Raw genomic sequence first — 16,778 nt, forward strand, 5'->3', positions numbered from 1 at the left:
GTGTTAAGCCGGCTGCCACACCTGAGGGTGTCATTTAACGACCTTTTTCAACACCCAGCAATGACCCTGTCTTGCCTGTGATCAAACTAGCTCCTTCCCTTCTAACATGTTGGAACTAGTCCATACGGTCAGGAGCAAGATCATGGCGACTTTCGGATATGGCCGAGTCAGCATCCAGGAACAGAGAACCAACAACGAGCGGTTTGAGATCGAGCAGGCAGGGGTTCAGCTCGACTACTGGTACACCGACACCGACACCGTCAGCGGCGCCGTGCACGCGACGCAGCGGGCCGAGTTCAGCCGGTTGATCGACAAGCTCGCAAGGACGACACGTTGGTAGTGTCAAAGCTGGACCGGCTTGGGCGTAACGCAGTCGACGTCCTGGCAACGATCCGGCGACTCGGCGAGATGCAGGTCAAGGTGATCGTGCTACAGCTGGGCAAGCTCGACCTCACTTCAAGCTCGACCTCACTTCGGCGGCCGGATGCATGCTGCTGACGATGTTGGCGGCCGTGGCCGAGATGGAGCTTGACTTACTGGTCGAGCGGACCAAGGCCGGGTTGAAGCGCGCCCAGTCCAAAGGCAAGTCCGATCGACTTGCGCATGCTTTTCGATTTTCGTCGACTAACGAATGAGTCAAGGTAACGTCGCTTCAACAGATTCATCTTCCGCCTCAAACAGAGAATTTGGTCTTTTTTATTCGTTATTCGACGAATAAAGAATACTGGCATGTCATCAGACTGTCAAAAAAATTCGATATATTTAGAAGTGTCGTACCAAACCTTGTCTAAACGGAGAGTGCTGTGACTGACCTCAAGATCTTCAACGTACTGTTTCTTTGCACAGGAAATTCTTCTCGCAGCATCATTGCCGAGGCCGTGCTCAACGCGACCGGCACTGGGCGCTTCCATGCCTACAGTGCCGGCAGCCACCCGACAGGATCGGTGCATCCCTTAGCGATCGAGCAGATCGAGCGACTGCGCTTCTCGGCGGACGGCTTGCGCAGCAAAAGTTGGGACGAGTATGCGTCCGCTGGCACGCCTCACATGGACTTCGTGATCACGGTGTGCGACAACGCAGCAGGAGAAACCTGTCCGCGCTGGCCCGGCCACCCAATCACTGCGCATTGGAGTTTCCAAGATCCCGCCTTGTTTGTAGGGAGTGAGGAAGCTCACCGGCAGCTCTTCGCAAAGGTCTGCCGCGAAATCAAGAATCGTCTGGACATCTTCTCGATGCTGCCCTTCGAGAAACTGTCGCGCCTGGCGATTCAGGAGGAGCTAGAGGCAATGGCCCAGCCCAACCTGCGCCTTGTCGATAGACCTCATTGAAGGGTCCGACATGAGAAGCAAGGTGTACAACGTCCTGTTTTTGTGCACGGGCAACTCTTCGCGCAGCATCATGTCAGAAGCGCTTTTGAGCATCCTGGGCAGGGGGCGGTTCAAGGGGTACTCAGCGGGAAGCCGGCCCACCGGCATTGTGAACCCGTACGCGATTGAGCAGATCAGGCAATTCGATCCCGCATTCCCTGTCAACGGGATGCACAGCAAGAGCTGGTTCGACTTTTCCTCGCCTGGCGCGCCGCGCATGGACTTCATCATTACCGTGTGCAACAGCGCGGCCGGCGAGACCTGTCCTCACTGGCCGGGCTACCCTACGACGGCGCACTGGGGCTATATGGACCCGGCACAAGTGATTGGTAGTGATCAGGAAAAGAAGGAAGCTTTTAGTCAGGTGTTCATACAGATCCGCAAGCGAGTCGAGCAGTTCATAGCGCTGCCCTTCGACTGGATGGAGGGTGATGCTGTTCGGCGCGAAGCAGTACGGACGATCGCATCGCTCGCGCCCTGAGTCAGCTGCCGCGTTCCAGCCAGCTCAATCAGCCTTGATACGAGGACGTCAGTTCCACTATACTGGAATCATCAAACATAAAGGCGACATTATGGATACCAAACCGGCACTTGCAGCACTGGCTGCCTTGGCCCAAGAGTCACGTCTGGCCACCTTCCGCCTGCTCGTGCAGGCGGGGCCTGAGGGCATGTCTGCGACAAAAATCGCCGACGCGCTCGACGTGCCGCCCTCATCGCTTTCGTTTCACCTCAAAGAACTCGCCCACGCCCAGTTGGTCGTTCCGCGTCAGGACGGTCGCTTCATCATCTACTCGGCGAACTTCGCCACGATGAACGGCTTGCTCGGCTTCCTGAGCGAGAACTGCTGCGGTGGCAATCCTTGCTTGCCCGACGATGTGACAAGCTGCGACGACGAGGCCTCAGGCGTCGCTGCCTGATTTTTTTCCATTTTTTTGAAATAAAGGTCTACCATGAACGTCTTGTTTCTTTGTACTGGCAACTCCTGCCGCTCGCTCATCAGCGAAGCCGTCTTCAACCACTTGGCGTCCGCCGGCTGGCATGGCATCAGCGCGGGCAGCCAGCCCACAGGCAAACTGAATGACAAGGCGCTAGCCCTGCTTGCCAGCAAGGGGATTTCCACCGAGGGTTACTACAGCAAATCATGGGACGACCTGCCCGTGACGCCGGACATCGTGGTCACCGTCTGCGCCAGCGCCGCCGGCGAAACCTGTCCAGCCTACCTCGGCCCGGTGCTGCGCACGCACTGGGGCGTGGAAGACCCGAGTCACGTGGTCGGCACCGAGGAGGAAATCAACGCCGCCTTCGAGACGGCCTACGCGATCCTCCGTGCGCGTATCGAAGCCTTCCTGGCCCTCCCCCTCGACGAGCTGAAGAACGACAAGGCGCGCCTGAAGGCGGAACTGGACCGCATCGGGACCCTGCTGCCGGTCACGGCCTGACGTCGAACAAAGGAGTTGCATAATGACATTTGCCAGACGAATCGTCGCCGAAGGCCTCGGCACTGCCCTACTTCTGGCCGTGGTCGTGGGTTCGGGCATCATGGCCGAGCGCCTAGCCGGCGGCAACGTGGCCATCGCCCTGCTGGCCAACGCGATAGCGACCGGCGCCGGCCTGGTGGCCTTGATCCTCATGTTCGGGACGATTTCGGGCGCGCACTTCAACCCGGTCGTCACGCTGTCGGAAGCGTGGCAGAAGAACCTGCCGGCGTCCGAGATCCTCCCCTACATCGCCGTGCAGGTCGCGGGCGCCTTTGCCGGCGTGGCTGCCGCGCACCTGATGTTCGACATCCCCGTGTTCGTCGCGTCCGAGCACGTGCGCACCGGCACCGCGCAGTGGTGGAGCGAATTCGTCGCCACCTTCGGCCTCATCGCCGTCATCATCGGCTGCTCGCGCAGCCGGCCGAGTGTGACGCCGTTCGCGGTCGCGGCCTACATCACAGCCGCCTACTGGTTTACTTCCTCGACCTCGTTCGCCAACCCGGCGGTAACCCTGGCGCGCAGCGCCACCGATACCTTCGCCGGCATCCGCCCCGCCGATGCATTCGGCTTCATCGTGGCGCAGCTGCTGGGCGCCGCCGCCGCGACGCCGCTGTTCTGCTGGCTCTACCCGGCAGCACATCGGGAGGCGACGGTAGCTGGCACGGTCGCGCAAAGCGACTTCGCCGGCGCCGGACAGCCGCAGGAGGTCAAGCATGGCTGAGCCGCAGCACAACCTCCCGAACATCAAGCCGGAGCTGCTGGACTTGCCGACGATCGAGAAGCTCGAACCCGTCGGCGACATGAACCATCCGCCGCGCATCCTGATGCTGTACGGCTCCTTGCGCGAGCGCTCGTTCAGCCGCTTCCTGACGTACGAGGCGGCGCGAATCCTCGAACACTTCGGCGCCGAGGTGAAGATCTTCGACCCGATGGAGTTGCCCATGGTCGGCAGCGTGCCCGAAACGCATCCGAAGGTGGTCGAGCTGCGTGAGCTGTGCCTGTGGTCCGAGGGCCAGGTGTGGTGCAGCCCTGAACGCCACGGCGCGATCACGGCCGTGATAAAGAACCAGATCGACTGGATCCCGCTGGAACAGGGTGCCGTTCGGCCGAGCCAGGGCCGGACGCTGGCGGTGATGCAGGTGTGCGGCGGCTCGCAGTCCTTCAACGTGGTCAACACACTGCGCCTGCTGGGCCGCTGGATGCGGATGTTCACGATCCCGAACCAGTCGTCGGTGCCGATGGCCTACAAGGAGTTCGACGATGCCGGGCGGATGCATCCCTCGGCCTACTACGACCGCGTGGTCGACGTGATGGAAGAACTGTTCAAGTTCACTCTGCTGCTGCGTGGTCGCGCTGAGTACCTGAACGACCGCTACAGCGAGCGCAACGAGCGGGCGCGCAAGGCGATCGACCGGCAGATCGAAAAGCTGTAGGGTCCTTCAACGTGTCATGTGCCTCCAGACCAATGACCTGAAGGGCAAATGACGAAGTCACGCTGGTTTCTAGCGGATTTTAAGGAACGAACTAATGAGCGCAGGTTCTCGAGGGTGGTCCCAGGAACGACGGACACGGCAGGCCGCAGCGATCCGCGAGTGGCGCCCATGGGAGCGCTCAACTGGCCCACGCACCACTGCTAGCAAGGCAGTTTCATCGCGCAATGCGTTCAAAAGCAGCTCGGTGACCCAGGCTTTGCTGGAGATCACCAAAGAGGTGCGGCGCGCGTGGCGCGCTGCGAACAAGACTTAGCAGGGCCGGTCGTAACCCGGCCGCGCAGCCGATCCGCATGGTGCTCGGCGCCGGCGGAGGGCACCTTGCCGATGACGACAGCTACGACCTCGAAGGCAACCTCATCCGGGCGCTGACGACCAAGTCACGTTGGCGCATTGGCACGATGGCCAGCCCATGCCGCCGCCAGCCAAGCTGCTCACGTTTCTGGCGAACGACGGCCGAAAGCAACGCAATCTCCTGCTGCAGCACCTACAAGACAACCTTAGGCCTGCACGCTCCTAGTCCTCGGTGCCGAGGTACAACAGACGCAGCACACCTTGAACAGGCCTGGGCTGCTAAAAGGAGGGGGCGAGCGCGCTACTGGTCGCCGTCGCCTTGCTCCCCTCGCGGGCGGCACCTTTCAGCATTAGGCGACCTTCCTGACTGCACAGGCGGTACAGTTCCAGCATTTCCTTTTCGTCTGCGCTCACCCATTCAGACCAGGTAGCCTCGGTGTAAGCCGGAGGATCTGTTCCCAGAAGCTGGTCAGTGGTAAGGCCCAGTGCCTCTGCGACTCGCGGCACGTTGTCGCGCGCAACCTTCCCGTCCGTCGTCCACTTCGAGACGGCGGCGATCGATACCCCCACCTTCTCAGCCAGCCAAGCTTGGGTCATGCCGATGGCCTTCATCCTTTCTTTTATCCTTCTCGCAACATATTTGGTCATAGGCTGCACCTTGAAGTTATGACGACATGGAAGCCTACCAGAGGACCCACAGGCGCGGCCCGGACTATGTGTTCGGGTCGCCTGAAGGCTTCTCGGCCAAGCCGATCTCGGTCCGGCGTGCGCTCATGGCCGTCGTCACCGAGGTGCGAGCGGCAGCACGACGCGCGAAGAAACCCACCAGAGCCTGAAGACGGGTCCAAGAAGCCGGCACAGCACGGGCGCAGGATGAGCTGCGGTCATGCTGCTGGCCAGGGAGAGGCTGCGCCACGACCTGCCCTGATCTCACCGGATGTTCATGGCACGGATCTCGGGCACGCCCGACGGCAGCGACCAGGTGGCGAACGGCGCCGCCATAGCGCGCTGCAGCACCGCCAGAGCAGGCGGGGAACCCGGGTGAAAAGCCAGCGTCGCCGCGATCAGGATGTCTCGAACCGCTCGAAAATCCGCCGGATTCAGACGAAGGGCAAAGACCGTCCCTGAACGAGGACAGGGACACGCTGCGCGAGCTGACCAAGCGTTGACTCCAACGTGTATGGCCCGCCGGGGTCAACGCTTAGCTTGCTCGGGCGTGACGCAGTGGACGTACTGGCGATGATACGGCGCCTCAACGAGCTGGAGGTCAAGGTGATCGTCCTGCAACTGGGTCAGCTCGACCTGATCTCGCCAGCCGAGCGCATGATGCTGACGATGTTGGCCGCTGTCGCCGAAATGGAGCCTGACCTGCGTCTCAAGAGAACTAGGGGCGGGACTGGAACGCACACGCGCTGAAGGCAAGACGCTCGCAAGGCCGCGTAGAACGACGCCCAAGGCGCGCGCGGCGATGGTGACACTCTCGACAGGACAGCGCGCTCATGAGCGCCTTGGAGGGGCTGTTTGGCCTTTTCAGTTAGCCTATGCTCGCGCATGTGGCCATCGACGCGCTCGACATCCCAGTCGTCGTACACGAGGGGACCTGGCGCGACGCCATGCTGTATGCGGCTAGTGCGAACGCCACCCACGCCTGCGTCGCATCAACGCCGACAAGCGTCGTGCGGTGCAGATGCTGCTGGACGACCCCGTCACGGTATTACTGGCCAGATCGAGGTTCTGCTGCGCGGCTGAAAACTCGAACTGTCCCCGTACGACGGTGAGCAGATCCTCGATGGCAGGGTGTTCGTCCTGCGATCACACTGCCACCGTGGCTGGGACGGTCAGGTCCGTTCACTCCTCCTGTGCACCATGTAGTACATCAACGGCAACAACAGTAGCGTCAGGACGGTCGACGACAGGACTCCGCCGATCACGACAGTGGCCAGCGGTCGCTGCACCTCGGCCCCGGTCCCGGTGGCGATCGCCATGGGCACGAAGCCGAGCGATGCGACCAACGCCGTCATCAGGACCGGCCGTAGACGCGTCATTGCCCCCTCGTGCACCGCTTCGGCAAGCCCTGTGCCGCCCTCACGCAAGCTCCTGATGAAGGAGATCATGACCAGGCCATTGAGCACGGCCACACCGGACAACGCGATGAAGCCGACTGCAGCGGAGATCGACATCGGGATCCCGCGCAACCAGAGGGCGAAGATCCCGCCTGTCAGCGCAAACGGCACGCCGGTAAAGACCAGCAAGCCATCCTTGACGTTATTGAACATGACAAACAGGAGCGCGAACACGAGGAGCAATGACGCCGGGATGACTATCTGTAGCCGCTTCGCCGCGGCCTGCAGGTTCTCGAACTGCCCACCCCACGTCGTCCAGTACCCGGCCGGCACCTTCACTTCGGCCTGTATCCGGCGCTCGGCTTCACTGACGAAGGATCCGATGTCGCGGCCTCGCACATTGGCGGTGACCACCACGCGGCGCTTGCCCTGCTCCCGGCTCATCTGGTTTGGACCGGGCGCGGTGTCGAAGGTAGCGATCTCCCCCAGCGTGACGTAGTGTTGCGCGGCGTTCGCGCCCGTCGTCGGCAGCGGAACGGGCAGGCGCCGCAGAGCGTCGATGTCGCTGCGCACGGCTTCGGGTAGTCGCACGACGATGTCGAACCGGCGGTCGCCCTCGAACAGGGTCCCAGCCTCGCGGCCGGCGGTCGCCGTCGAGATCAGGTTCTGTACGTCCGCGATGTTCAGGCCCATCCTGGCTGCCCGCTCCCGGTCAACGTGAATCTGCAGCATCGGCAGGCCAGTGGTCTGCTCTACCGCTACTTCACTCGCACCAGGGACCTTTTCCAGTACTTGGCCGATCCGCGCCGCCGTTGTGTTGAGGATGTCGAGATCGTCCCCGAAGACCTTGACTGCGACGTCGCTGCGCACGCCCGAGATAAGTTCGTTTACCCTGAGCTGAATCGGCTGGCTGAACTCGTAGCTGTTGCCCGGCAAGGCCTCGACGGTCTCCTGGATCGCTGCCAGCAGCTGATCGCGCGTCTTCTTTGGTCTTGGCCATTCGCTCTCTGGCTTGAGCATGATGTACCCATCCGAGACGCTCGGCGGCATAGGATCCGACGCAATCTCCGCCGTGCCGGTACGGGCAAACACCCGGGCGATTTCCGGGAATTTGTTCATGAGGGTCGTTTCGATCTGCTTCTGCATCTTGACCGATTGGGTCAGGCTGGTTCCCGGGACCCGCACGGTGAGCACCGCGAAGTCGCCTTCGTTCAGGTTAGGCACGAATTCTGTCCCCAGCCGGGTGGCCAGCAGTACGGACAGCGCGATCATGATGCCGGCGAAGGTCAGCGCCACAGGCTTGTTCGCCATGACGTACCGGAGGCAGGGTTCGTAGTACCGCTTCGCTCCGTGCATCAGGCGGCTCTCCTTTTCCGACACGGTTTTGCCCATGAACAGGGCCACGCCTGCAGGGACGAAGGTGACCGAAAGGATCATCGCTCCCAGCAGGGCAATCACGACCGTGAACGCCATCGGGTGGAACATCTTGCCCTCGATCCCGGTGAGCACGAAGATCGGCAGGTAGACGATCATGATGATCAGCTGGCCGAACAGCAATGGCCTACGGGCTTCCTGCGCGGCGAGGAACACTTCGTGGTAGCGCTCCTGCATCGTGAGCGGGCGCCCATGGCGCGCCTGCGCGTGGGCAAGGCGCCGTACGCAGTTCTCCACGATCACGACAGCGCCATCGACGATGATGCCGAAGTCAAGCGCGCCCAGGCTGAGCAAGTTTGCGCTGACGTTGTTGGCCACCATGCCGGAGAACGTGAACAACATCGACAGCGGGATCACCATGGCGGTCAGGAGCGCGGCCCGGAAGTTCCCCAAGAAGAGGAAGAGCACCCCGACCACCAGCACCGCGCCTTCGAGCAAGTTCTTCTTGACTGTGTTGATAGCCCTTTCGACCAGGACGGTGCGGTCATAGACGGTGACCGCCTTGACGCCAGCCGGCAGTGTGCGGTTGATCTCGGCCATCTTCTTGTCCACCGCGCTTGATACAGCCCGACTGTTCTCGCCAATGAGCATGAACACGGTCCCCAGCACGACTTCCTGTCCGTTTTCCGTGGCGGCACCAGTACGCAGCTCGCGGCCGATCGAGACCTGCGCCACGTCCTTGATGCGCACTGGCGCGCCCTGAATACTGGACACCACGATGTTGCCGATGTCTTCGATCGATCCAACCTGTCCCGGGGTGCGGATCAGATACTGCTCGCCTTCCCGTTCGATATAGCCAGCACCGACGTTGCTGTTGTTCTTCTCCAGCGCCGTCACGACGTCGGCGAGGCTCAGGCGATACGAGGACAGGACGTTCGGGTCGGGGGCCACCAAGAACTCCTTGTTGTAGCCTCCGATGGAGTTGATCTCCGTGACGCCGGGCACGTTGCGCAACTGCGGCTTGATGATCCAGTCCTGGACCTCACGCAAGTCGGTCGGGGTGTACGGCGTTCCGTCGGGCTTTCGGGCGCCGGGGATGGTTTCAACGGTCCAGAGATAGATCTCGCTGAGGCCTGTTGCGACCGGCCCCATCGCGGGAACAATGCCCTGTGGCAACTGCTCGCGCGCATCCTGTAGCCGCTGGCTGACCAGCTGGCGGGCGAAGTGAATGTCGGTGCCGTCCTTGAAGACCACGGTGACCTGTGACAGGCCGTAGCGGGATAGAGAGCGGAATTCTTCGAGCCGGGGCAGCCCGGACATCAAAGACTCGATCGGGAACGTGATGCGCTGTTCGGTCTCCAGGGGCGAATAGCCGGGCACAGAAGTGTTGATCTGCACCTGGACGTTGGTGACATCGGGTACCGCATCGATGGGCAGCCGATGGTAGTTGTACACGCCTGCCGCTGCCATGAGGAACACGAGGAACATGACAAGCCAGCGGTGCTCGATGGAAGCGCGAATGATTCGATTGAACATGGTCGGTCGTCTCCGCTCAATGGCCGTGCTCGGCGTCGCCCTTGGCTTGCTCCGCCTTGATGGCGAAGCTGCCTGCGCCCGCGTACTGGTCGCCGGCCTTGATCCCCGTGGTGATCTCGACCAGTCGTCCGTCTGAGCGGCCCGTCGATACAGGCTGGGCGACGAACCCCTCGGCCACGCGCTTGAATACGACCTGGCGTCCTTCGACTGTCTGCAGCGCCTCCTTTGCTACCGCCACGGGGACCCTGGCCGATCCCGTAACGATGTCGACGTTGACGAAAAGGCCCGGACGCCAGGACGAGTTCGGGTTGCTCAGGACGACCCTTGCTTTCGCTGAGCGCGACTCCTCGCCGATCATGGCACTGACGAAACTGACTTTTCCCGGAGCTGTCGTCTCTGATGCAACGGAACGAATGATGGCGTCGGTGCCGACCCGGACGATCTCCAGGTCCTTGGCGGGTACCACGACATCGGCCCAGACCGTCGACAAGTCTGACACTGTAAAGATGCGAGTGTCGGCACCCACGACTTCACCCAGGGCCACATGCTTTTCGACGATCGTCCCACCGAATGGAGCGCGTACATGCAGACGGTTCGTCGGGCCAGAGGTGCCTCCTTGTGCGCCAAGCGCCTGCAGCTTCTGCCGGGCGTTGCGCAGGCTAATCTCGGCTTCCCTCAGCTCCTGCTCCGCCTTCAAGAAGTCCTGGCGTGCCGAGACCTTCTCCTCCCACAATGCCTTTTCCGAGGCATATACGCCCCGTACATACGCGAGCCGCTTTTCGGCTGCGGCAAGCTCACTGCGCTGGTCGGAGATCTCCACGCTGGCAATCACGACGAGCACATCACCTTTCTTGACCGCCTGGCCTAAGTTGACTTTCACCGCCTCGACTGCCCCAGACGCGCGCGGGGTCACGTGGGCAGTGCGGTCTTCGTTCAAGACAATCTGGCCTGGCATGCGGATGAAGGTATCGAGGTGGGCCGCCTCTGCTGTCTGCATGGAGATACCGGCCACCTTCACCTGGTCATTGTTGAATCGGATGACTCCTTCGTTTTCATGGGGGTCGTCCTTGTTTGCCTGCTCTGGCTTGCCCTCCTTCGATCCTGTTGTCGCATCGTCGTGACCGGCCTTGCCGTGCTCGTCAACTTCGCTTTGCTCCGTGGCCGGCGCATCTGCAGCCCGGTCCTTCACCACCACGAATCCACCGAACCCGATGGCCAGGACCACCATGATGGTGATCAGTTTCATTTGTTGCGTCTTCATTCTTGCTCCTGAGTCTGGGCGTTGCCGTTCTGTTGAGCGTTAGTGCCGACGATACGTGCGATCTCGGCCGACGCCCGATAGCTCTCGACAACCGCCACCAGATACTGTGTTTTTGATTGGAACAGGGTGCGCTGGGCATCCAGCACCTCTAGGAAGCTGAACTTCCCAAGTTCAAACCCTCGGCTCGCCGCATGGTAGGTGCTTTGAGCGCCGGGCAGGATGTCGGCCCGGATCAAGGCCGCTTCCTTGAGTGCTGCAGCCAGGCGGGTGTGTGCATCCGACAGCTCCGAGCGTAGGCGCAGCGTCTCCGCATCCAGTTCGTCGCGCGCCTTGTCGGTACGGCGCAACGATTCAAGCAGGCTGCCCTGGTTGCGGTTGAACAGTGGAAGCGGGATCGACAGGCCAATGACTCCCTGCCTGTGCTCGTCCTCGCGCTTGGTGCCGACTATTACGCTGACATCGGGTATCCGTCGTGAGCGCTCGACGTCAACCACCGCCACGCGGTGATCAACCTGCGCACGAGCACGCGCCAGGGTGGGAGACCGCTCCAGCTGCACCAATAGCTCAGGAAGTGGAACAATGGCCGGCAGCTCGATTGCGCCAGCGTTGGTCACAAGGACCTGAGGCGAGTCGATTCCAACCAGCGCCCCGAGGCGAATCCTGGCCCTTTCCACGTCGCGGCCTGCCTGCACCGCTTCGATACGAACGCCGGCTTCGGCTACCTTTGCGCGGGTCTCCTCGACCGGCGAGATCTTGCCTGCCGCGACACGCCGGCCGGCGGCGCCAGTTGCCCTCTCGGCTATCGATGCCAGCTCGCTGGCGAGACGAGTACGTTCGTTGGCCGCGACAAGCTCGTAGAAGGCAGCAACCGTCTCCGCAAGGATACGGGCGCGTACAGCGTCTAGGTCGAGCGACGCCATGCGCTGCTCTTGCTGCGCTACGCGCATGCGTGCCGACCGCTTTCCGCCCAGTTCCAAGGGGATGCTCAGTTGGACCGTAGACGTGCGATTCGGGGCCTCCTTGCCTTCACGAAGGAATTCAAGCTCCGGGTTTGGCAAGGTTCCGGCCTGCGTCAATGCACCCGACTGCGCGGCCACTTCCTGCTGCGCGACGTGGATCTCGGGGTGAAGGCGCAGCGCGCGCTCCACAGCTGCGTCAAGCGTCAGCCGATGACCCGTGTGCGCGGTGCTCGCCGTCGGCCGCGCATGAGCAGCAATAGGCATCCAGGTGATCGCCGCCAGTGCAAGCGGCAGAATCAGTTTTCTCATTATTAACTCCGAACAGGGTGGCTATTCGGCGAAGACACCAGTACGTCCGCGCACGAAGCGCGCGCTTTGGTTCGTGTTTGTCCCGCCGGCTCAGGCGAGCGCTGACCAGTCAGGTCGGGGAATGAGATCGGGGATGTGCGAGGCGTATCGGTGAACCTCGAAACGGATGTGAGCTGGTGGGTGAAGCGTCTCCATCATCGGCATGGCGGCGAAGATCGCGCTGGCGGAGACGTGATGGCAGTATTCGCAGTCTGCATCGCCTGCTGCCTTCTTCGGCGCCTCATCGGCGGACTTTCCGGTCCCTTCGTGCTTGTGCAGATGGTGACCGAAGTGCTGTGCGGCAGCACCTTCCTCATGAGCGCAGTAAGCGCCCGCCACAGCCCAGGAAAACTGGAGGGGCAGGAGCACGAGCAGGAAGATCAGGAAGAAGCGCTTCATCGTTTTTTGGGGCGTAGCAGTCGCAGGCCGTTGAAGACCACAAGCAGGCTCGCGCCCATATCTGCGAACACGGCCATCCACAGTGTAGCCGATCCTGCAATGGCCAAGATCAGGAACACGGCCTTGATTGACAAGGCGGCAAGGATGTTCTGCCGGAGGATTGCGCTGGTTTGCCTGCTGAGCCGGATGAACTCTGGGATCTTGCGCAGGTCGTCGTCCATCAACGCGACATCGGCAGTCTCAATGGCGGTGTCAGTTCCGACGGCGCCCATGGCAAAACCGATGCTTACCTTCGCAAGCGCTGGCGCATCGTTGATGCCGTCACCGACCATACCTACTACGCCGAAACGTGCCAGCTCCTCGTTCACCGCCGCGAGCTTGTCGGCAGGGAGCAGCCCGCCACGGGCATCAACGATGCCGACCTGGCCGGCAATCGCAGCAGCAGTGTTTGGGTTGTCGCCGGTGAGCATGACGGTACGAACCCCCAGCTGATGAAGCTGCTCGATCGCTTCACGACTCGTCTCGCGGATGGTATCGGCTACGCCAATAACCAGAAACGGTGTCGAGTCGTCGCAGAGGATGGCGACCGACTTGCCCTCGTTTTCCAGCCTGCCGAGAATGTCGGTGACGGCCGGAGTAGTGATGCCCAGCTCCTCGATCAGACGATGATTGCCCAGATAGTAGCTCCTGTCCCCAACCTGCCCTTTCGTGCCACGGCCGACAAGCGCCTCGAAGCCGCTCACACTTGCAAGCGGTGCGCCGTTGGCCTGCTGCTGCCAGTGCCGGCTGACAGCAGCCGAGACAGGATGGTCGGAGCGTCCGGCGAGAGACGCGGCAAGAAGAAGGGACGTCGCCGCATCGCCTTGAACGGCAACGACATCCGTCACCATTGGCTTGCCTTGCGTGATCGTGCCTGTCTTGTCGAGGGCGAGCGAGCGCAGCTTCCCTCCCTGCTCCAGGTAGACGCCTCCCTTGATCAGGATGCCGGCGCGGGCCGCTGCAGCGAGGCCGCTGACAACCGTGACCGGCGTGGAGATCACTAGTGCACATGGACACGCGATCACAAGCAGCACCAGCGCCTTGTAGATCCAGGGCAACCATTCAGCGCCCAGTATCAGGGGCGGCACAACGGCAACAGCGAGTGCGATGGCGAACACGACCGGGGTGTAGACGCGGGAAAAACGGTCAATGAAGCGCTGGGTGGGCGCGCGGCTGCCCTGTGCCTCTTCAACGGCATGGATAATGCGCGAGAGGGTCGAGTTGCTGTGCACTGCAGTGACACGGTACTCAAAGGAGCCGGTCTCGTTGATGGTGCCCGCGAAGACCTTGTGGCCGGCCGACTTAAGCACCGGCATGCTCTCTCCGGTGATTGGCGCCTGGTTCACGGAGGACTGGCCTGTTGTCACTTCTCCATCTATGGCTATTCGTTCCCCTGGTCCAACGCGTGCGATCTCGCCAACGGCAACGGTAGCGGCCTCACGCTCGCTCCATGTGCCGTTCGCGCCGAGCACGTGCACCGTGTCAGGCGTCAGTGACATCAAGCCCTGGATGGCGTTTCTCGCCCGATCGAGAGAGCGCGCTTCGATCACCTCGGCAATGGCGAACAGGACCATCACCATCGCCGCTTCTGGCCATTGGCCGATCAGTACGGCGCCAGTCACTGCGATCGACATGAGGGCATTGATATTCAGGTTTCGGTTCCTGAGCGCGATCCAGCCCTTCTTGTACACGCCCAGACCGGCTAGTCCGATCGCCAGCAACGACAACAGGATGACGCCCCACGAGTCCTCGCTGCCGCTTGTCCATGCAAGAAGCTCCGCACCGGCAGCTGCCCCAAGGCCGAGAAGCAACCCTGTCTGCCGCCGCCACAACGGGGTGGACGGCTGAACTGTGCCTGCCGCAGTGCCGGCATTGGTCACCTCAGTGACCGCCTGCATCCCAATGGCCTGCAACGCGGCCTGGATCGACTGGCCCGTCCCTGTGTGCTTCACGGTCAGGCGCCGCTGCATCAGGTTGAACTCAAGCTGGGTGACTTGCGGAAGCTGCGACAGCTTATTGCGGATGAGAGCCTCTTCCGTCGGGCAGTCCATGTTTTCGATCTGGAAAACGGTATGGCTTCCTGCGGGCTTCTGGTCGGCGTCAGGTTCGACGACCGGATTCATGCCTACTGCACGAACTGCCGCGAGAATGGGCGTGGGGTCGGCAAGGCCATGCTCGACTCGAAGGCGGCGCTGCATGAGGTTGAAGTCCAACTGCCTCACGCCTGTGACTCGTCCGAGCGTCTGACGCAGCAGCCCCTCTTCGGTCGGACAATCCATCTGGTCGATATGAAGCACCAACACGTGATCGAACGACGCTGCTCCTGCCGCCGAAGGCCCGACTGACGCCGCCCCCGCACAACACGATTTAGTCTGACACTCCGACATACCTGGCCCTTGCAAACTGTGTATAGTTTGCATTTGAAACCCTGTAGTCGGTTCAGGGTCAAGCGCAATTTAAACGAATAGGGTGATGGATGAGGATTGGTGAACTAGCCGAGCGCTCGGGTTGCCCCGTCGAGACGATCCGGTATTACGAACGGATTGGTCTTCTCATGCCGCCTGAACGGTCGCCCAACAATTACCGTACATACGGTGCTCAACACAGCGAGCGGTTGCTCTTCGTCAGACACTGTCGGGCACTGGACATGGGGCTGGACGAGATCCGGCTCCTGCTCGACTTCCGCGACGAACCCGAACGGGACTGCCTCGGTGTCAACAAGCTGCTCGACAAGCACATCGGTCATGTGGCCATGCGCATTGCGTCCTTGTCGGCACTGGAGACCCAGCTCAGACATTTGAGGAGCCGGTGCGTGTCCAGTGACACCACAAGCTCATGTGCGATCCTTCAAGCACTCGGGACAGAAGCGGCGTGCGACGCACCGAAAACAAGCCCGCGTTTGACTCACTTGTGACGACGGCTTCAGGTCGACACAGCCCAGGTGCTTGGTCTGTTCAGTGGCATCGTTTCAAGAAGGACATGTTACGATTCCGCGAATATTGCGTGGAGGAAGCATGTTTGCGACGCTGATGAACTGGCTAGACTCTTGGTACAACAAATACGCTCTCATCGCGCTCGCGGCGGCGATAGTGTTCGTCGGCTACAAGTGGATAAGCTGGTCCTCACTTTCTGCGTCGGACTGGGGCACATGGGTCGGCGCCATCTGCACCGCGCTTGCGCTTGCTGTGACCATCGTGATCGCCACTCAATCTGCACGAGAGCGCCGGAACGACCAGATCGACTTGGCATTGATCCATGCGGCACAGCTCTTCATCTGGATCGCTGCTGTACAAGGAGCGCTGCGGTCCGCCGTGGGATACCTTCCCGCGAGCTTGCTGGAGGAGGATCCGCGCGCGGTTTTTCTGAAGTGCGGCGAAATCTTGGAAGCTGCCGGCATGTGGTCGTCTGCTGACCTAGCGCCACTGTCGATGGTTTCCGATCACGCCGCCGCAAAATTAGTTGTGATCAAGGTTCGCATCGAGAACACCATGATCTCACTGAAGAAAACGGGCGCAGGCGTGCCGTTTCCTGCTGCCAGGATTAGCTCCTATTACCAAGGGCGATACGACGATATGGTCAAAGAATTTGAGGACCTGAACGCGCCGCGTCAAGCATGCAAAGAGTTCCTTAAAAGGCACGGTGTCGAAGTATAACGGCCGCTCTTTGACACTACTGCCCGCAGAGCGCCGTCGAGCTGCCGGTGGGCAGCCATCTTGCGAATGTTCGCTACAGGTAAATCGGGCGCACCGACGGTAGTCAGCTGGGTGCCGGGGACCCGGCCACGGTCGTGTGCGCCTACAGGCGGCGCAAGCGCAAGACGCAAGCACAGGGAAGCTATTAGCCGGCCGTCATACATGCCGTCCCGCAGATTCCTAATGGCTAGTGCGCAGCGTCAGGTCGAACACAAGATGCGGGTCAACGCGTGTGGCTTGAGGAGGAACTTTCTGGCTTTTCAGCGACTCGCTTGCCGCTGAATTCGCCGTCACACCGTGCGATGGTCAACGGCACGCTACGGCTGCTGTAACCCCGCTGTAACCCCATCGTGCTGAGCACTGATGAGAAGCGTAGTAAGTGCTTGATTTCATGGTGCGGCTGGCGGGGATCGAACCCACGACCCTTGGCTTCGGAGGCCAATACTCTATCCACTGAGCTACAGCCGCGTTAAGGGAG

General features: G+C 61.5%; 18 protein-coding genes and 1 tRNA gene. 12 read left to right on the forward strand and 7 right to left on the reverse strand.

All coding sequences use genetic code 11. From position 1 onward, the window contains the following. Positions 1–142 precede the first annotated feature (142 nt). From AC56LR_RS08950 to arsH, 9 genes are all read left to right on the forward strand, one after another. Positions 143–340, forward strand: a complete 198-nt coding sequence (locus AC56LR_RS08950) for a recombinase family protein (protein WP_497129624.1) — start codon at positions 143–145, stop codon at positions 338–340. Further along, complete coding sequence (locus tag AC56LR_RS08955) at positions 340–498, forward strand: hypothetical protein (protein ID WP_497129709.1); 159 nt, start codon at positions 340–342, stop codon at positions 496–498. Before AC56LR_RS08950 ends, AC56LR_RS08955 begins: the two co-directional genes overlap by 1 nt. Further along, a complete protein-coding gene (locus tag AC56LR_RS08960; protein WP_497129626.1) occupies positions 489–635 on the forward strand; it encodes a recombinase family protein in 147 nt (48 codons plus the stop codon). Before AC56LR_RS08955 ends, AC56LR_RS08960 begins: the two co-directional genes overlap by 10 nt. Positions 636–803: 168 nt before the next feature. Beyond that, complete coding sequence (locus tag AC56LR_RS08965; protein WP_497129628.1) at positions 804–1,328, forward strand: arsenate reductase ArsC; 525 nt, start codon at positions 804–806, stop codon at positions 1,326–1,328. Between the two features lie 10 nt (positions 1,329–1,338). Further along, positions 1,339–1,848: an arsenate reductase ArsC gene (locus AC56LR_RS08970; RefSeq protein ID WP_497129630.1), complete on the forward strand. Its 510-nt coding sequence runs from the start codon at positions 1,339–1,341 to the stop codon at positions 1,846–1,848. Between the two features lie 91 nt (positions 1,849–1,939). Beyond that, positions 1,940–2,284: an ArsR/SmtB family transcription factor gene (locus AC56LR_RS08975; RefSeq protein WP_497129632.1), complete on the forward strand. Its 345-nt coding sequence runs from the start codon at positions 1,940–1,942 to the stop codon at positions 2,282–2,284. 33 nt (positions 2,285–2,317) lie between these two features. Continuing rightward, positions 2,318–2,806 (forward strand): arsenate reductase ArsC, encoded by a 489-nt coding sequence (locus tag AC56LR_RS08980; RefSeq protein WP_497129634.1) that lies wholly within the window; start codon positions 2,318–2,320, stop codon positions 2,804–2,806. A gap of 22 nt (positions 2,807–2,828) precedes the next feature. Further along, positions 2,829–3,566 (forward strand): aquaporin, encoded by a 738-nt coding sequence (locus tag AC56LR_RS08985; protein ID WP_497129636.1) that lies wholly within the window; start codon positions 2,829–2,831, stop codon positions 3,564–3,566. Continuing rightward, complete coding sequence (arsH, locus tag AC56LR_RS08990; protein ID WP_497129638.1) at positions 3,559–4,278, forward strand: arsenical resistance protein ArsH; 720 nt, start codon at positions 3,559–3,561, stop codon at positions 4,276–4,278. The genes AC56LR_RS08985 and arsH overlap by 8 nt, the downstream gene beginning before the upstream one ends. Positions 4,279–4,908: 630 nt before the next feature. On the opposite strand, the gene AC56LR_RS08995 is transcribed toward arsH, so the two are convergent. Then, positions 4,909–5,277: a helix-turn-helix domain-containing protein gene (locus AC56LR_RS08995; protein WP_497129640.1), complete on the reverse strand. Its 369-nt coding sequence runs from the start codon at positions 5,275–5,277 to the stop codon at positions 4,909–4,911. A 591-nt stretch (positions 5,278–5,868) separates the two neighbouring features. Between AC56LR_RS08995 and AC56LR_RS09000 the strand changes: the two genes are divergently transcribed. Further along, positions 5,869–6,045, forward strand: a complete 177-nt coding sequence (locus AC56LR_RS09000; protein WP_497129642.1) for a recombinase family protein — start codon at positions 5,869–5,871, stop codon at positions 6,043–6,045. Between the two features lie 422 nt (positions 6,046–6,467). Here the strand turns inward: AC56LR_RS09000 and AC56LR_RS09005 are convergent, their stop codons facing one another. The 5 genes from AC56LR_RS09005 to AC56LR_RS09025 all read right to left on the reverse strand — a co-directional run bounded on the left by AC56LR_RS09005 (position 6,468) and on the right by AC56LR_RS09025 (position 14,995). After that, positions 6,468–9,602 carry a CusA/CzcA family heavy metal efflux RND transporter gene (locus AC56LR_RS09005; protein ID WP_497129644.1) on the reverse strand — a complete coding sequence of 1,045 codons (3,135 nt, stop codon included), beginning with the start codon at positions 9,600–9,602 and terminating at the stop codon, positions 6,468–6,470. Between the two features lie 16 nt (positions 9,603–9,618). Next, complete coding sequence (locus AC56LR_RS09010; RefSeq protein WP_497129646.1) at positions 9,619–10,863, reverse strand: efflux RND transporter periplasmic adaptor subunit; 1,245 nt, start codon at positions 10,861–10,863, stop codon at positions 9,619–9,621. After that, positions 10,860–12,131: a TolC family protein gene (locus AC56LR_RS09015; protein WP_497129648.1), complete on the reverse strand. Its 1,272-nt coding sequence runs from the start codon at positions 12,129–12,131 to the stop codon at positions 10,860–10,862. The genes AC56LR_RS09010 and AC56LR_RS09015 overlap by 4 nt, the downstream gene beginning before the upstream one ends. A 90-nt stretch (positions 12,132–12,221) precedes the next feature. Next, positions 12,222–12,569, reverse strand: coding sequence for a cation efflux protein, CzcI family (gene czcI / locus AC56LR_RS09020; protein ID WP_497129650.1), 348 nt, complete (start codon positions 12,567–12,569; stop codon positions 12,222–12,224). Beyond that, on the reverse strand, positions 12,566–14,995 hold the full coding sequence (locus AC56LR_RS09025; protein ID WP_497129652.1) for a heavy metal translocating P-type ATPase: 2,430 nt from the start codon (positions 14,993–14,995) through the stop codon (positions 12,566–12,568). Before AC56LR_RS09025 ends, czcI begins: the two co-directional genes overlap by 4 nt. Before the next feature lie 89 nt (positions 14,996–15,084). On the opposite strand from AC56LR_RS09025, the gene cadR reads away from it, so the two are divergent. Next, positions 15,085–15,522: a Cd(II)/Pb(II)-responsive transcriptional regulator gene (gene cadR, locus AC56LR_RS09030; protein ID WP_497129654.1), complete on the forward strand. Its 438-nt coding sequence runs from the start codon at positions 15,085–15,087 to the stop codon at positions 15,520–15,522. Between the two features lie 100 nt (positions 15,523–15,622). Then, positions 15,623–16,261: a hypothetical protein gene (locus tag AC56LR_RS09035; protein ID WP_497129656.1), complete on the forward strand. Its 639-nt coding sequence runs from the start codon at positions 15,623–15,625 to the stop codon at positions 16,259–16,261. A gap of 431 nt (positions 16,262–16,692) precedes the next feature. Here AC56LR_RS09035 and AC56LR_RS09040 read toward each other — a convergent pair. Next, a tRNA-Arg gene (locus AC56LR_RS09040) sits at positions 16,693–16,768 on the reverse strand. Between the last annotated feature and the right edge of the window lie 10 nt (positions 16,769–16,778).

This window comes from Telluria sp. ZT3P39 (genome assembly GCF_059685935.1).

Bases quoted from the DNA above. Each gene is read 5' to 3' on its own strand.
- AC56LR_RS08950 (WP_497129624.1), top strand. From the start codon at position 143: ATGGCGACTTTCGGATATGGCCGAGTCAGCATCCAGGAACAGAGAACC.
- AC56LR_RS08960 (WP_497129626.1), top strand. From the start codon at position 489: ATGCTGCTGACGATGTTGGCGGCCGTGGCCGAGATGGAGCTTGACTTA.
- AC56LR_RS08970 (WP_497129630.1), top strand. From the start codon at position 1,339: ATGAGAAGCAAGGTGTACAACGTCCTGTTTTTGTGCACGGGCAACTCT.
- AC56LR_RS08975 (WP_497129632.1), top strand. From the start codon at position 1,940: ATGGATACCAAACCGGCACTTGCAGCACTGGCTGCCTTGGCCCAAGAG.
- AC56LR_RS08980 (WP_497129634.1), top strand. From the start codon at position 2,318: ATGAACGTCTTGTTTCTTTGTACTGGCAACTCCTGCCGCTCGCTCATC.
- AC56LR_RS08985 (WP_497129636.1), top strand. From the start codon at position 2,829: ATGACATTTGCCAGACGAATCGTCGCCGAAGGCCTCGGCACTGCCCTA.
- arsH (WP_497129638.1), top strand. From the start codon at position 3,559: ATGGCTGAGCCGCAGCACAACCTCCCGAACATCAAGCCGGAGCTGCTG.
- AC56LR_RS08995 (WP_497129640.1), bottom strand. From the start codon at position 5,277: ATGACCAAATATGTTGCGAGAAGGATAAAAGAAAGGATGAAGGCCATC.
- AC56LR_RS09000 (WP_497129642.1), top strand. From the start codon at position 5,869: ATGATACGGCGCCTCAACGAGCTGGAGGTCAAGGTGATCGTCCTGCAA.
- AC56LR_RS09005 (WP_497129644.1), bottom strand. From the start codon at position 9,602: ATGTTCAATCGAATCATTCGCGCTTCCATCGAGCACCGCTGGCTTGTC.
- AC56LR_RS09010 (WP_497129646.1), bottom strand. From the start codon at position 10,863: ATGAAGACGCAACAAATGAAACTGATCACCATCATGGTGGTCCTGGCC.
- AC56LR_RS09015 (WP_497129648.1), bottom strand. From the start codon at position 12,131: ATGAGAAAACTGATTCTGCCGCTTGCACTGGCGGCGATCACCTGGATG.
- czcI (WP_497129650.1), bottom strand. From the start codon at position 12,569: ATGAAGCGCTTCTTCCTGATCTTCCTGCTCGTGCTCCTGCCCCTCCAG.
- AC56LR_RS09025 (WP_497129652.1), bottom strand. From the start codon at position 14,995: ATGTCGGAGTGTCAGACTAAATCGTGTTGTGCGGGGGCGGCGTCAGTC.
- cadR (WP_497129654.1), top strand. From the start codon at position 15,085: ATGAGGATTGGTGAACTAGCCGAGCGCTCGGGTTGCCCCGTCGAGACG.
- AC56LR_RS09035 (WP_497129656.1), top strand. From the start codon at position 15,623: ATGTTTGCGACGCTGATGAACTGGCTAGACTCTTGGTACAACAAATAC.